Annotated in this window: 11 protein-coding genes and 1 pseudogene; 10 read left to right on the plus strand and 2 right to left on the minus strand. The window is 56.8% G+C overall.

The annotated features are described in order from the left end of the window. Nucleotides 1-243: 243 nt before the first annotated feature. Nucleotides 244-1,044 (plus strand): IclR family transcriptional regulator, encoded by an 801-nt coding sequence (locus tag ABH944_RS42110; RefSeq protein WP_404614992.1) that lies wholly within the window; start codon nt 244-246, stop codon nt 1,042-1,044. Between the two features lie 109 nt (nt 1,045-1,153). Here the strand turns inward: ABH944_RS42110 and ABH944_RS44685 are convergent, their stop codons facing one another. Continuing rightward, nucleotides 1,154-1,306, minus strand: coding sequence for a hypothetical protein (locus tag ABH944_RS44685; RefSeq protein ID WP_472975155.1), 153 nt, complete (start codon nt 1,304-1,306; stop codon nt 1,154-1,156). Between the two features lie 53 nt (nt 1,307-1,359). Next, nucleotides 1,360-1,752 (minus strand): annotated as a pseudogene (locus tag ABH944_RS42115) (ABC transporter permease subunit); the annotation flags it as partial. A 559-nt stretch (nt 1,753-2,311) separates the two neighbouring features. Here ABH944_RS42115 and ABH944_RS42120 point away from each other — a divergent pair. The 9 genes from ABH944_RS42120 (at nt 2,312) to bktB (ending at nt 13,973) form a co-directional block, all read left to right on the plus strand. Further along, nucleotides 2,312-3,082 (plus strand): SDR family NAD(P)-dependent oxidoreductase, encoded by a 771-nt coding sequence (locus ABH944_RS42120; protein ID WP_404614990.1) that lies wholly within the window; start codon nt 2,312-2,314, stop codon nt 3,080-3,082. 87 nt (nt 3,083-3,169) lie between these two features. Continuing rightward, a complete protein-coding gene (locus tag ABH944_RS42125; protein ID WP_404614988.1) occupies nt 3,170-4,858 on the plus strand; it encodes a thiamine pyrophosphate-binding protein in 1,689 nt (562 codons plus the stop codon). Nucleotides 4,859-4,956: 98 nt separating this feature from the next. Beyond that, nucleotides 4,957-6,180: a CaiB/BaiF CoA transferase family protein gene (locus ABH944_RS42130; protein WP_404614986.1), complete on the plus strand. Its 1,224-nt coding sequence runs from the start codon at nt 4,957-4,959 to the stop codon at nt 6,178-6,180. 27 nt (nt 6,181-6,207) lie between these two features. Then, entirely contained in the window at nt 6,208-7,374 is a 1,167-nt protein-coding gene (locus tag ABH944_RS42135; RefSeq protein ID WP_404614984.1) for an acyl-CoA dehydrogenase family protein, read from the plus strand. 22 nt (nt 7,375-7,396) lie between these two features. Next, nucleotides 7,397-8,416, plus strand: coding sequence for an acyl-CoA dehydrogenase family protein (locus ABH944_RS42140; RefSeq protein WP_404614983.1), 1,020 nt, complete (start codon nt 7,397-7,399; stop codon nt 8,414-8,416). An 8-nt stretch (nt 8,417-8,424) separates the two neighbouring features. Further along, a complete protein-coding gene (locus tag ABH944_RS42145) occupies nt 8,425-9,219 on the plus strand; it encodes a crotonase/enoyl-CoA hydratase family protein (protein WP_404614981.1) in 795 nt (264 codons plus the stop codon). A 228-nt stretch (nt 9,220-9,447) separates the two neighbouring features. Continuing rightward, nucleotides 9,448-10,926: an aldehyde dehydrogenase gene (locus ABH944_RS42150; RefSeq protein ID WP_404614996.1), complete on the plus strand. Its 1,479-nt coding sequence runs from the start codon at nt 9,448-9,450 to the stop codon at nt 10,924-10,926. Between the two features lie 147 nt (nt 10,927-11,073). Further along, on the plus strand, nt 11,074-12,744 hold the full coding sequence (locus ABH944_RS42155) for an electron transfer flavoprotein-ubiquinone oxidoreductase (RefSeq protein ID WP_404614979.1): 1,671 nt from the start codon (nt 11,074-11,076) through the stop codon (nt 12,742-12,744). Nucleotides 12,745-12,785: 41 nt separating this feature from the next. Beyond that, complete coding sequence (gene bktB / locus ABH944_RS42160; RefSeq protein ID WP_404614977.1) at nt 12,786-13,973, plus strand: beta-ketothiolase BktB; 1,188 nt, start codon at nt 12,786-12,788, stop codon at nt 13,971-13,973. Nucleotides 13,974-14,303 lie beyond the last annotated feature (330 nt).

Raw genomic sequence — 14,303 nt, forward strand, 5'->3', positions numbered from 1 at the left:
ATTCGCGTTGAAATTTCGCAATGCAGAAAATTGCGCAGCGGTAGCCGCACAGAGCGAAAGGCGTCGCTTCAGGAGAGGTGTATTTCCGCAGCCTGTTAGAGGGGGTGCGGGAAGCGGAGCAGGCACGTTCAATGACAAGACGCTTCGCTTCCTTGAGGAAGCGCGACTGTAGCGGTATGCTTCTCGATCTCTTTTCTGGGTGCAATGCTCGTATTCCCATCAAGTCAAAATTCATTTATCAGCATGAGTAAAGCAATTGGAAGTATCTCGGTGAAGGAACACCGGCCGTCACCTCGAGCCACCGCGCGGATAGTCCATGTCCTGCGACTCCTGGCCGATTTGCGCGAAGGCGCAAATTTAAGTAAGTTATGCGAACTTACTTCCACCCCCAAGACAAGCCTTCTGACGTTGTTGCGGGCTCTTACCGAAAGCGGCTACGTACAAAACGTTCGAGGGACGTACACTTTAGGTTTGGAAGCGTTCAAGCTCGCATCGGCGGTTGTCGCCCACCGCCGCTTTCCAGAGATCGCGCAATCGACAATTGAAGCGCTTGCCGCTGCTTCAGGTGAGACAGTGCTGATCGCTCATTTCACGCAAGACCGGCAGCACATTGTTTATATCGCCAAGGCCGATAGCCCCAAGGAAGTGCGATTTATGGTGTCTGTCGGGGATCGAAGACCACTGTATTCGTCCTCTGCGGGGCGATTGCTCTTGGCAAATATGGCTCGAGATGAGCGGGACGCTTACGTAAAGAATGTTCAGATCGACGCTACCTCGAAATTGGTTACTAGCAAGTCCGTGCTAAAGGATTTGCTCGCGAAGGTTATTGAATCGGGACTCGATACAGCAGATCTCGGCTCCACCAACGATGTATTTGGCATCGCTGCGCCAATCTTTGAGTCAAGTGGGGAGATTTTGGCGGCGCTGGTCGTTGGTGGACCAAACTCTCGAATGCTTGCCGACATACACAAGATCACAAATTTGCTGGTCCAGTCCGCGAACGAAATATCCGAACTTCTCGGTCGTCGCGACCTTGGCGCTTAGGTCGCCCTTTGCGCCGGAGACCTTCGAAGCATTTGAGGAAACCTACATCCAGATTGAGTCAGCATAGAATTTTCTCCCGTCCCATGAGGTCCATGGCCCAGCGCAACCGTTAGGCGCGCAGCGGCTTCTTGCCAGCGCACTTCGCAATCTTCGCGATCTTGTCTTCGTGTTTCGGAGACGGCCACAGGCCTTCCGAGCGATACAGCATGATCAGCACCATCGCGAGACCGTAGAGCAACTGACGGATCACTTCGGTGTCCACGATCTGATGACGGCGTTTGCCATGGGTGCATCGTTCGGCGGCCTATCGGGTGCGAACATCGCGGCCAGCGCCATCGCGATCGGCACGATGATCCAGAACGGCGTATGCAGGCCGTGCGGGAACATTGCACCAATCCACGCGAATTGCGTGGACAGATGCGGTGAAGACAGCAGCGCCGTGGTGTAGGCGGCGATCGCGTAGAACGCGATGTAGCCCAAATCAAGAAGGCCGGCGAAGCCCACCACCACGTTCAGGCCCAGCGCCAGCATCACGTACAGCATCGCGAAGTCGAGCACCCGCACCCAGTAGTTGCCGCCGGCCGCGCCGATGATCATCGGCGCCGCGATAACCAGTACTGCGGTGATGATGCCGACCGTCAGCGTCTTCGTCAGATTCTTCTCAGTGAGGAGCGTCGTGGAGGATTCGATCGATTGAATTGAGGTCATGTCTGTTCACTCCTCATATTCCGGGTTCGAGAGTTGACGAATCACACGGTGTGAATTCCCCAATGTCGTACGTACCTAAACCACTACCATTCAGGGAATGACATCGTCGTCGGGCTGTACCCGTTCGGGCACACACCAGCCTGCCGGCACCGCCAACCAGGCATCCTGCTGCTGGCCAGATTTTGCGGACGCATGAGCGGGACGTGAACAGCTGCTCCGTCCACCGCCTTTTCCAGTATCAAACTCGGGCACCTGCGGTTTACCCGCCCCGGTAATGACCCTCCCTACGTTGTCTCGAAGTGATTCTTCGTCTCACTCTCTTCCCCGCCACACAGCGACTGCCCGTGTTTTCCACACGCGTACGCTGCCCATATCTTGCGCGTTGACATCCAGAATTTGCCGAAATAGAATGTTCTCCATTCAGACCACTGGTCTCACATGAGAACGAATCTGACGCGAAACAGTCTCTGTCGGAAAATTTCGCGACAACGACTCCAGAGCCTCCAGTCGAGTCGTCGCGGCCGGCCACAGAAAAATTCAACGGATCAGGAGTACCAGGATGAAATCCCTCGAAGGTAGAAAGGCACTCGTAGTTGCAGGTGCGAATGGCATTGCTCGGGCATGCGTAGAACGATTTGCCGCTGCTGGCGCCGAGGTCTGCTTCTCCGACATCAACGAGCATAAAGGCGTCGAGCTCGCAGACAAGCTTCAGCAGGCAGGCTATAAGGCGAGATTCTTCGTGTCAGATGCGGGTGACTCGAAGCAGGTCCGAGCCCTTGTGAAATCGGCGATTGACGAGATGGGCACGGTTAACGTGCTTCTTAACAGCGCCGGCGTAGCGACGCCGCAGAATCTGCTGGACATCACGGAAGAAGAATACGACCGGACGCTGAACGTCAATCTGAAATCAGCTTTTGTGGCGAGTCAAGAAGTGGCGCGCCACCTTCTCACCAGGAAAAGCGAGGGTGTGATCATCAACATGTCCTCGGTCAATTCCGTCATGACGATTCCCAACCTGCTGGCCTACAACGTCTCGAAGGGTGGCATCAACCAGTTGACGAGAAACATGGCGGTCACACTGGCTCCTCATGGCATCCGCGTGAATGCAATCGGTCCTGGCACCATTGAAACCGAGCTCGTGCGAGCGACCGTGTTGTCGTCCGAAGAAGCCGTGACCAAGATCATGTCACGCACACCGATGGGTAGGCTCGGCCAACCGGAGGAAATGGCCTCCATTGCCCTGTTCCTTGCGAGTAACGAGTCGTCCTACATCACCGGACAAATCATCTTCGCAGACGGCGGCCGCATGGGCCTCAACTACACCTGCTGAAGACGCTAACACGCGATCGTCACCTTTACGCGCCGCGGTCCAGCAGTCGCGGAGCGCTCGAACCGAACCAAACTCGCAGGGCTTTTCATGCAACGTTCACTTTCCGCGCCCCGAACCGGTGGGCAAATCCTCATCGACCAACTGGTCATACACGGGATTCAACAAGTATTTTGTGTCCCCGGCGAGAGCTATCTGGCGGCGCTGGATGCACTTCATGACGCGCCTATTGACGTAACAGTCTGCCGGCAGGAAGGTGGCGCCGCCATGATGGCCGAAGCCCACGGAAAACTTTCCGGTCGGCCGGGAATCTGTTTCGTCACTCGTGGTCCAGGTGCGACCAACGCGTCCGCGGGTGTGCATATCGCCCAGCAGGATTCAACGCCGATGATTCTTTTTGTCGGCCAGGTTGAACGAGGCGCTCTAGGCCGCGATGCGTTTCAGGAAGTCGATTACGCAGCAACCTTCGGTACGCTGGCGAAATGGGCAACAGAAATTAGTGATCCGGCCCGAATACCTGAAATTGTACTTCGCGCGTTTCATGTCGCCACCTCAGGACGCCCGGGTCCGGTCGTCATTGCATTGCCTGAAGATATGCTGACGCAGACAGCTAATGCTCAAGATCCCCGACCGTACACTCCAGTCGAGATATCTGTTGGGGAAGCAACTCTCACCGAGTTCGACGCGCAACTTCGAAGGGCCGAGCGCCCAGTAGCCATCGTGGGCGGTAGTGGCTGGGACGCTAAGGCAGTCGCAGATTTCGTCCACTTCAGCGAACGCTATGAACTTCCCGTTGCGGTTTCATATCGCCGTCAGATGCTCTTCCCTGCAACCCATCCGAATTTTATTGGCGACATCGGCTTCGGCCCCAATCCCAAACTTGTGGAACGGATCGCCAATGCCGATCTCGTATTGCTTGTCGGCACCCGATTATCCGAAGCCGCAAGCCAGGGTTACACGCTGTTGCAGATTCCCACGCCGGTACAAAAGGTCATCCACGTGCACGCGGACACGAATGAGCTTGGACGCATGTATCAGCCGACACTGGCCATCAACGCGACACCGAAGTCTTTTGCATCCGCAGTTGCAGATTTGCCCGGTGTAGTGCCAGCACCCTGGTCCGCGTTGACACATGAGGCACATGCCGAGTACAAAAAATGGAGTGATCTTGGTGAAATCCGGTTACCCGGACGTTTGCAAATGGCTCGCGTCATGGAGTTTCTTAAGGCGAAACTTCCTTCCGATGCAGTCATCTGCAATGGTGCCGGCAACTACTCCATTTGGGTGCATCGCTTTTTCCCCTTCACGCAATTTGCGACACAACTCGCTCCGACGTGCGGATCCATGGGATATGGAGTACCTGCAGCCGTTGCTGCCAAGCGCGTCCATCCAGACAAGACCGTTATCGCATTTGCTGGTGACGGTTGTTTCCTCATGCATGGACAGGAGTTTGCAACCGCTGTCCAATACGAATTGCCCATCATTGTTGTCGTGATCGACAACAGCATGTACGGCACGATCCGTATGCATCAGGAAAAAAATTACCCTGGTCGAATATCGGCAACCGAATTGCGCAATCCCGACTTCGCGGCATACGCCAATGCATTCGGTGGTTATGGCGAACGCGTCGAAACTGCTGAGGAGTTCGAAAAGTCTTGGGATCGCGCAGTCGCTTCAGGTAAGCCCGCAATACTCCATTGCCTGATCGATCCGGAGGCGATTACACCTACGGCGACACTCAGCGCACTTCGCGATGCCGCACTAAGCGCAGGGAAATAAATATTCCCGCGATGCATCGGCGAAACAGCTTCGCAATGGTTGTCTCGCGGCGAAAGCAAAGAGTTTCAATACAGAATATAAAGGAAGGAGGAGACAAAATGGCCGGTGCATTGTCGGGCATTAGAGTATTAGATTTATCGCGTGTGTTGGCTGGTCCATGGGCGGCCCAGACGCTAGGAGACATGGGTGCGGAAGTGATCAAGGTTGAGCGCCCCAATACTGGCGATGACACGCGCAGTTGGGGACCGCCCTACGTGAAAGACGCAAACGGCGAGCCAACACGAGAGTCAGCCTATTTCATGTGCGCGAATCGCAACAAGAAGTCCGTCACGATCGACTTCACCCGCCCCGAAGGTCAGAAGCTTGTCAGGCAACTGGCAGCGAAGTCGGACATTGTCGTCGAGAACTTCAAGGTAGGCGGCCTCAAGCAATACGGTCTCGACTACGCGTCACTAAGCGCTATCGATCCACGTCTCATCTACTGCTCAATCACCGGATTCGGACAAACTGGCCCTTACGCGCCTCGGCCAGGCTATGACTTTCTCATTCAGGCCATGGGTGGTCTGATGAGCGTCACCGGTCATAGCGATGGCCAGCCTGGCGGTGGCCCGATGAAAGTCGGGGTGGCTTTGACGGATGTGATGACGGGCCTATACGCGACCATCGCCGTATTAGGCGCTTTAGCCGCCCGGGGAAACACCGGCCGCGGTCAACACATCGATATGAGCTTGCTCGATGTACAGGTAGCGTGCCTGGCTAGCCAGGCCATGAACTACCTGCATGGTGGCGTTATTCCTGGACGTCTTGGCAATGCTCACCCAAACGTAGTCCCCTACCAGGACTTTCCGACTGCCGATGGAAGCATCATCCTCGCTGTCGGCAACGACAACCAGTTTGCAAAGCTGTGTGCGGTCCTTGAAAGGCCAGAACTTGCGGCTGACAGCCGGTTCGTGTCAAACGCCGCACGTGTGGCGAATCGCAATGAGCTAGTTTCAATCCTGCGCAGCCTTATCTCTCAACGTACGACAGACGCCTGGCTCGCACAGCTCGAGTCAGCAGGTGTGCCAAGTGGCCCCGTCAACACGCTTGATCGCGTCTTTCGCGATCCCCAGGTCATCGATCGCAGCCTCAAAATCGAAATGGAGCATACGCAAGCGGGGCCTCTTCCCCTTATTGCCAGCCCGGTGCGCCTGTCGGATACACCCGTGGAATACCGGTTGGCACCACCCCTCTTGGGTGAGCACACCGCCGACGTGCTTTCGACGGTCCTCAATCTCGACCGTGAAGCACTGGCCCGTCTCGCCTCCGAAAACGTTATCTGAGCGCTATCCTAACCCGATGGTGAAGCCATGATCGAATCACTTGACTACGTCTGTATCCCGGATGAAGCGGAAGCGTTACGCACCGAAGTGCGCGCCTTTCTTGCCGAGCACCTCGGGGGCGTTCCGGCGAACGAACGCTCGCGCTCCTGGATGGGCTTCTCTGAAGAGTTTAGCCGCGCCTTGGGGCGTCGCGGCTGGCTCGGTTTGACGTTGCCGCGCAGCTACGGCGGAGCGGAACTGGGCGCATTTTCACGCTTTGTTCTTATCGAGGAGCTACTGAACGTGGGCGCTCCGGTTGGCGCCCACTGGATCGCAGATCGTCAAAGCGGACCGCTCATCCTGTCGTATGGAACAGAAGCCCAGAAGCAATTTTATCTACCGCGAATCAGCCGAGGCGAAGCGTTCTTTTGTATTGGCATGAGCGAGCCCGACGTTGGCTCCGATTTGGCGAGTGTCCGTACTCAAGCCCGCCGCACGGATAACGGATGGATTCTCTCAGGACAAAAAATCTGGACGACCCAAGCGTTTCGATCGCATTACATGTTGGCGCTAGTGCGAACCTCAGGCTCGCCGGAGGACCGGCAGAAAGGTCTTTCACAGGTTATTGTCGACCTTTCGCTGCCGGGCGTGGTCGTGCGGCCGATCAAGGATTTAACAGGTGACAGTCACTTCTGTGAAGTGTTTTTCGACTGCGTGCGTCTTGGCGAGGACGCTCTGATCGGCAAAGAAGGCGATGGGTGGCGACAGGTGACTGCCGAACTGGCTTTCGAGCGTAGTGGCCCTGAACGGATCTATTCCAGCATCGTGTTGCTGAATGAATGGGCTAGCTATCTGCGGCAGCGTGGGGCAATCGATCGTCTCGAGTACGTCGCAGCAGGTCGACTTCTCTGTTCCCTTGCCACACTTCGAGCAATGTCTATTTCCATCGTGGCGAAACTTCGGGCAGGTGAAAGTCCGGCGACCGTAGCCGCATTGACAAAAGATCTGGGTACGGAGTTCGAACAACTCGTGCCGACTTTGATCGCCGACCTGTTGTCTGCAGTCGAGACCGAGACCGGAGAATACGGCACGCCGTCCCCGGAATTGCTCCAGTCGCTCGCATACATCACCCACGTCGCGCCCTCGTTCTCTCTTCGGGGCGGTACGCGCGAGATTTTGCGCGGAATGATTGCCCGTGGTTTGGGTCTGCGCTAAATCTGCCTGAAGGAAACCTCTTATGAACGATATTTTTGCGGACTCGTTCGATCGTCTTCTCGCGGGCGAGTGCCCGACGAGTACCATCCGGCAGATCGAGTCAGGAGAAAGCTTTTCCGGCCTCTGGACCGCTCTGACCCAAGGCGGATTTGCAGACCTGCTAGTGTCCGAGAGCGCCGGCGGCGCCGGATTGTCGCTGCTCGATGCGTCCCCTCTGATTGCTACGTGTGGCCGATATGCCCTTCCTGTACCGTTGGCGTACACCATGCTCGTGCGCGCGTTGCTCGACCCGAAGTGTCTGAAGTCCCTGACAGGTCCCATTACGATTGCGGCAGGTGTCGTGAGGCGGACCGGAGACGTGTTGCGTTGTGACAATGTTCCGTTCGGACAGGTCAGTGAATGGATCATGGTGGAGGAAAACGGGCTTTGCCACTTGTGGTCACTTGAGGCAGCTTACGTTGAAAAGGACCGCGTTGAGGGAAGTCTCGACGCGTCAATCACATGGGCAAAGCGGCCTCGTTCGATCCCTCTTTCCTATCGCGGTACTCGGATTCCTGGTGCTGCCATTACTGCCCTGCTCATTTCCGGCGCGATGGAGAGAGTGCTGGAAATGACCATCGCCTATGCTAACGAGCGCTCGCAGTTCGGTCGCCCTATCGCAAAGTTCCAGGCAATCCAGCAACAGGTAAGCGTACTGGCGGAATTGACCTTTGCGGCACGAATGGCTTCGCGATTGGCGTGTTCTTCGTCGAATTGCACGCCGAGCAGAGGCGGTACCGCAGTGGCCAAAGCTTACGCGAGCCAGGCGGCCGCTACAGCCGCCGCTATCGCCCACGCCGTTCACGGAGCGATCGGCATCACGGCGGAACACGACCTGAATCTATACACGCGCAGGTTGCACGCGTGGCGTCGTGCATTCGGAGCCGAAACCGCCTGGTACGAAGAGATTGGCGTCGCATGGCTCGGTGGCAACGATTCCGCTCTCGATTTTATCCGAGGCGCAATCTTGCCCACCGTATCGTCCGCTGGCTCAAACCAATAGGTATACCCATGACCAACTTTCTTGACGTCACGCGCGACGGTGCGGTGCTTACATTGGCAATGAATGCGCCAGATACGCGCAATGCCCTGACGGGCAACACAGCCATACCAGAGTTCCTCTCGGAATGCGATCGGGTCAACAGCGATATGTCCATACGGGCCGTCATCATTACCGGATACGACGGCATGTTCTCATCGGGAGGCAACCTGAAGGACATGCGACGATATTTCGATGACAAGCTCACTCAAGCTCAGATCACAATGGAGTATCGCACCGGAATACAGCGCCTCACTCGAGCCATCTATAGTCTGGATGTTCCAACCATTGCCGCAGTGAGCGGACCCGCTATTGGTGCTGGTTGCGATCTTACTTGTATGTGCGACATCCGGATTGCCTCGGAAAAGGCAACCTTCGCAGAGAGCTTTATCAAGGTCGGTATCGTTCCCGGAGATGGAGGTGCATGGCTGTTGACCCGGACTATTGGCCGTTCTCGTGCCGCCGAAATGGCCTTCACGGGCGACATGCTGAGCGCCGACGAGGCACTAGATATTGGCCTGGTTTCTCAGGTCGTTCAATCGCAGGACCTTCTGGAAGCCGCCCAAAGGGTCGCTGCTCGAATCGTTCGTCACCCCGGTCCGACGCTGCGGATGACCAAGCGGTTGCTGCGCGAGAGTCAGGATTGCGGACTTGATACGGTACTCGAAATGTCGGCAACCATGCAGGCACTCGCGCACAAGTCACCAGAGCATCGCGAAGCAGTAACAGCGTTCATCGAGAAACGTACACCCCGGTTCACGGGTTGACCCGCCATACACGCTGAGAAGTAACCATCGAGCGCAAATCTTGCCCAGGTGCAACCGTGTCGAGACCGAAATTCGTGCTGTGGCTATTCCGCCGGATGGGACGTTGTGCCCGGAACTCAGAACGCATCGCTACGCGTTGATGTCGTCATGAATCTCAACGCACAGGAAATTGCCGCTGAATCTCGCGACGGCAAACTGTGCAAGGCTAAGTCATACGGAGAAGAATTTATGCAACGTTACGAGATGTATATCAACGGCGAGTCCCGTGCCTCGGTGAGCGGAAACTGGTTCGAAACAGAGAACCCCTATACCGGAGAGGTCTGGGCCGAGGTCGCCAGAGGAAGTGGCGCTGATGTCGACCATGCCGTACAGGCAGCTCATGCAGCATTCACCTCCGGGCCGTGGGCGCAAATGTCAGCCAGTCAGCGAGGCATGCTGCTGCATCGCGTTGGCGACCTGATCGCACGCGACGCCAAGCGGCTTGCCGAACTTGAAGTGCGTGATAACGGCAAGCTGATGGCCGAGATGTATGCTCAATGTCAATACATCCCGCAGTGGTACTACTATTTCGGTGGACTCGCCGACAAGATTCAGGGAAGCGTTATTCCGCTCGACAAAAAGGGCTATTTCAACTTCACTCGTCATGAGCCCCTCGGCGTGGTTGCGGCCATCACGCCATGGAACTCGCCTCTCCTTTTGGCATCCTGGAAAATCGCTCCTGCACTTGCTGCGGGTTGCACTGTCGTGATCAAGCCATCGGAATTCACATCAGTCTCGACGATCGAATTTGCGAAGCTTTTCGAGGAAGCTGGTTTTCCGCCGGGAGTAGTTAACGTTGTCACCGGCTTTGGCGCAGATGTCGGAGCGCCCCTGGTCGAACATCCGTTGGTCAAGAAGATCAGCTTTACCGGCGCCGAGACAACCGGTAGAGCGGTGAACGAAGCAGCTGCGCGTCAGTTCAAGCACGTCAGTCTTGAGCTCGGCGGAAAATCTCCGAATATTGTATTTGAGGATGCAGACCTGGAAGATGCTGTAAATGGCGCGGTGTCCGGCATCTTTGCGGCGACGGGTCAGACGTGCATCGCCGGATCACGTCTTCTTGTCCAGGAAGGCATTTACGACGCATTTGTAGAGAAGCTGCTGACCCTCGCCCGCACTTCGAAAATGGGGGATCCGTCAAACCCGGACACGCAAGTGGGTCCCGTGACGACACGTCCGCAGTACCAGAAGGTCCTCTCCTACATCGATATAGCAAAGCAGGAAGGTGCGACGCTGCTTTTGGGTGGCAAGCCGGGCACCGCGCCTGAATGTGGAAATGGCTGGTTCGTTGAACCCACCATTTTCGGAAACGTCAGCAACAGTATGCGCATTGCACAGGAAGAAGTCTTTGGACCGGTCCTCTCTATTATCAAGTTCAAGGACGAAGACGAAGCCGTTTCGATCGCAAACGATATCCGTTTCGGCCTCGGTTCGGGTGTATGGACAAAAGACATTGGTCGATCGTTTCGCGTATCGGAGAAGATTCAAGCTGGCATCGTGTGGGTGAACAGCTATCGCGCTGTCAGTTACATGTCACCGTTTGGAGGATACAAAGAGTCCGGGCTGGGCCGTGAGAACGGCATCGATGCAATTAAGGAATACTTACAAATCAAGAGTGTCTGGATCAACACCGGCGCCAAGACGGCAAACCCATTTATATTGCGCTGAATCTCTTGAAACCGGGGTATATGCAGGATCCGGGTCATCAGCCCAAGAGGGCAAGTAATCGCGGCCAAGACCGGGAAGACATAAGCTCGATCAGCTTCTCGGGATCCGCATGCTGAAGTGCAATCTTCCAATGGAGAGGTCATTTTGATGGATGTGGCTTCCGTCAGCGCGTACGGCCAGCGCGAGTCGATGGAATATGACGTAGCGATTGTCGGCGGTGGGCCTGCCGGCCTGTCGGCGGCTGTTCGTCTGAAACAGCGTGCGGCAGAGACAGGCGCCGAAATCAGTGTCTGCGTGCTGGAGAAAGGGTCAGAAATCGGGGCCCATATCCTCTCGGGCGCAGTGATGGACCCCCGCGCGTTGAATGAACTGATCCCGAGCTGGAAGGAGCGAGGGGCGCCGCTGGACGTCGAAGTCACGGAAGACAAGTTTCTGTTCCTGACCGAAACGGGCTCGAAGAGCGTGCCGGCCTGGGCACTGCCGGATAACTTCAAGAACCACGGCAACTATGTGATCAGCCTCGCGAATGTTACGCGCTGGCTGGGTCAGCAGGCGGAATCGTTGGGTGTCGACATGTTCCCGGGTTTTCCGGCTGCGGAAATCCTCTACAGCGATGATGCCTCAGTCAAGGGCGTCGCGACCGGCAATCTGGGCATCGGCAAGGAGGGTCAGCCGACCAGGAACTTCCAGCTCGGCATGGAACTGCACGCGAAGTACACGTTGTTCTGCGAAGGAGCGCGCGGGAACCTCGGCCGTCAATTGAACGATATATTCAAATTGCGCGAAGGTGTCGATCCGCAAGTCTACGGTATCGGCATCAAGGAGCTCTGGGAAGTCGACCCGTCGAAGCACAAGCCCGGTCTGGTGATGCATACAGCCGGCTGGCCGCTTGAAAACGACACATACGGTGGCTCGTTTCTCTACCACATGGACAACAACCAGGTGGTGGTGGGTTTCGTGGTCGGCCTCGGCTATACGAACCCGTATCTGTCACCCTTCGAGGAATTCCAGCGCTACAAGACGCACCCCGCGATCCGCGCGGTATTCGAAGGCGGCAAGCGAGTGTCGTACGGCGCACGGGCAATCTCCGCGGGCGGCCTGCTGTCGCTGCCCAAACTGGTGTTCCCGGGCGGCGCGCTGGTCGGCGACGATGCGGGCTTCCTGAACGCATCGCGGATCAAGGGTAGCCACGCGGCGATCAAGACAGGCATGCTGGCGGCTGAAGCGGCGTTCGATGCCGTGCAGGCCGGACGTCAAGCCGACGAATTGACGGCCTATCCCGAGTCGTTCAAGACGTCGTGGCTGCACTCGGAATTGCATGGTGCGCGCAACTTCAAGCAGTGGATGAGCAAGGGCCTGTACCTCGGTACCTTGATGGTCGGCGTGGAGCAGAAGCTGTTAGGCGGCAATGTGCCGTGGACGCTGCATCATCAGCATTCAGATCACGAGATGCTGAAGCCTGCCTCACAGTGCAAACCGATTCTTTATCCGAAGCCGGATGGGAAGCTGACGTTCGACCGGCTGTCGTCGGTGTTCATCTCGAACACCAATCACGAGGAAAATCAGCCCGCGCATCTGATACTCAAGGACGCAAGTGTACCCATTGCGGTGAACCTGCAAACGTACGCCGGCCCGGAGACGCGCTTCTGTCCGGCAGGTGTCTACGAATTTGTCAAAACCGACGCAAACGAAGATCGTCTGCAAATCAACGCGCAGAACTGCGTGCACTGTAAGACCTGCGACATCAAGGACCCGACACAAAACATCGTTTGGGTCACTCCAGAAGGCGGTGGTGGTCCCAACTATCCGAACATGTAAAGTCGACCGGCAATCCTCGACGACGTTTAAAGGAGTACGTCATGAAACGCGAAGTGGTGGTAGTCAGCGGTGTGCGCACCGCGATCGGAAAGTTCGGCGGCAGTCTCAAAGATGTGCCACCAACCGAGCTCGCTGCGAATGTCACTCGCGAAGTGCTCGCTCGTGCGGGGGTGCCGGGGTCTGAAGTGGGCCATGTCGTCTTCGGCAATGTGATTGCTACGGAGCCTAGGGATCTTTATCTTGCGCGCGTGGCTGCGCTAGACGGAGGTCTCTCCGAGACAACTCCGGCGCTCACCGTCAACCGCCTCTGCGGGTCCGGTCTGCAGGCAATCGTATCAGCGGCGCAGAGCATCATGCTGGGCGATGCAGACGTTGCAATAGGAGGAGGTGCGGAGAACATGAGCCGCGCGCCTTATCTACTGCAGGACGCGCGTTTCGGTGCACGCATGGGCGATTCGCGCGTCATCGATATGATGGTCGGCGCCTTGAGCGACCCGTTCCATCGCGTTCACATGGGGGTGACTGCGGAGAAAGTCGCTCAGAAATACGGAATCACTCGAGAGCAGCAGGACGCGCTTGCCATCGAGTCGCATCGACGAGCCGCGGCTGCAATCCAGGAAGGTCAGTTTCGCGAGCAAATACTCCCGCTTTGGCGAACCGCCAAAGGCAAAGAAATCGTCTTTGATACCGACGAGCACGTCCGGCAGGATACGGGTCCACAGGATCTCAGCGGTCTGCGACCCGCATTTGAGAAGGAAAACGGCACTGTGACGGCCGGGAACGCATCGGGCATCAATGACGCTGCAGCCGCCGTGTTACTGATGGAACATGGTGTAGCTGAATCCCGCGGCTACAAGCCAATAGCGAGGTTGGTCTCATATGCACATGCTGGTGTCGATCCGCTATATATGGGCATGGGTCCCGTACCCTCTACACGGCTCGCGCTACAGCGTGCTGGTTTGAAAACAAGTGACCTGGACGTAATCGAGGCAAACGAAGCATTTGCTGCCCAAGCGTGCGCCGTCACGCAGGAACTTGGCCTCGATCCACAGAAAGTCAATCCGAATGGCTCCGGCATCTCGATGGGTCACCCAATTGGCGCGACGGGCGCGTTAATTACAGTCAAGGCCCTGTATGAGTTAAGGCGTACAGGCGGCCGATACGCCCTCGTCACCCTGTGCATTGGCGGCGGTCAGGGCATCGCAGCAATCTTCGAAAACCTGCAGTAACACCGCTCGGATCTCCCGGCGCGCGGCGCTGGAAACCGTTTCGGCCGATCAATGATTTAACTCGCACACCGGTTCGCCCCGGATCATTTGACCGGTTTTCCGGAGTAACCTCAGGACAGCAATGTCGAGTCGTGGAAGCTGGAGTGAGCGTACCGCTCAGCAAGGGATTCGTTTTTCGAGGGCAAGCTCAGTTGAAATGTCCGGCGAATGCCATCACCGCCCGGATGGGTTGACCGGCGGGGAATCTTTGCGGTCTTGAGTGAAGATATGCGAGTGCTTGGGTGCCGCTGTTAGTGGAAACATGCTCATCCGGCACATTGTGCAAACGCT

This window comes from Caballeronia udeis, from assembly GCF_044909315.1.
Lineage (GTDB): Bacteria > Pseudomonadota > Gammaproteobacteria > Burkholderiales > Burkholderiaceae > Caballeronia > Caballeronia udeis_A.